Below are 1,268 nucleotides of genomic sequence, written 5' to 3' on the forward strand. Positions count from 1 at the left end.
GGGGAGCTACCCCGGCCCTCAGATGTTTTCGCACCACTGTGCCTCTTCTCCTACACGGTATATCAGCGCGAGCTACTCTTTGCGCTGATCGCCTTGCGAAATTACAGGCTCTCAGTGGTTGGTCTTACCTATTACTTTGCATTCTGTTGAAACAATTCTACTAACTCGTGTTGCTACTTATTAACTTGCTTAACTTATGAAAGTTATCTGTGCTTTTTTGGGTTTTAGGCTATGCCGCACTAGGGCTAACAATGGATACATTTCCCTCGGATAGCGGTCTAGCATGGTATTCTTTGCCATCACGCAGTATCGCCATCGCGGTTCGCACCGTCTTGTTCGCTAATGCGATAGCCGCACACTTTAGACCTCGTCGTTCAACCAGATTCTTTAACCAGCGCTCTTTCTCCGTTTTGGCTGGGCGCGTTTTGAGTTTACTTGCGACAGCTCTGGCACCTAAATACAGGTTACTGCGTAAATCCGTTTTTTGCTGTTTAGCAATATGCCCCAAGCGCACCTTGTTACCACTAGAGTGTTGCTGTGGTGTAAGCCCAATACACGCTGCGGCATTACGTCCACTTTTATAATCACCACCTCTTAACCGAATCAGTAAGCCGATAGCGGTCACTGGGCCTACGCCCTCGAGTGTCATTAATCTACGACAGTCATCGTTCTGTTTTACATACTTTTTAAGCTCTGCTTCTCGCTTTTCTTTTTGCTCACCCAATGTCATATACGCTTGATAAGAGCCAGCAATCCCAGCGCGCAGTATATCCGGCAATTGCTCATCAGCATCCTCTAGGATTTCTGGAATACGACTGTGAAAATTGGCTTCGCCTTGCCCAATCACGATGCCGAACTCGAGCAATAATCCTCTTATTTGATTGGCTAGCTGGCGTTTTGTTTTTTCAAAAGCGGTTCGAATTCTATCTAACGCCTGTAGCGCTTGAAGCTCTTCAGGCAATACCATACAAGGACGAGCGTTAGGCGAACCAAGGGCCGCAGCAATCGCTCTAGCATCATTGGCATCTGTTTTTTGACCGGTACGAAAACCTTTTACAAATAAGGGACTGAGCAAAGTCACCTCATGCCCATAAGACATGGCTAAACGAGCCCAGTAACTGGCACTACCACATGATTCCATCGCGACTCTTGCAGGCTTTTCACTGGCAAGTAATTTAATCAACTTATTGCGACTAATCGCGCGATTACTGAGCTCTTTAGTTCCCTTATAGTGAGCAACCTGAAAAACATTTTTTGCAATATCGATA

The 1,268-nt window shown here is 46.2% G+C and carries 1 protein-coding gene; it reads right to left on the minus strand.

Features of this window, described 5'->3' with window-relative positions:
• Positions 1–229: 229 nt before the first annotated feature.
• Positions 230–1,268, minus strand: a 1,039-nt coding sequence (locus tag ACK8OT_RS19190; RefSeq protein ID WP_410198118.1) for an IS110 family RNA-guided transposase, incomplete at its 5' end; no start/stop codon positions are given.

This window comes from Motilimonas thetidivivens, from assembly GCF_046452435.1.
Taxonomy (GTDB): Bacteria; Pseudomonadota; Gammaproteobacteria; order Enterobacterales; family CBDFNC01; genus Motilimonas.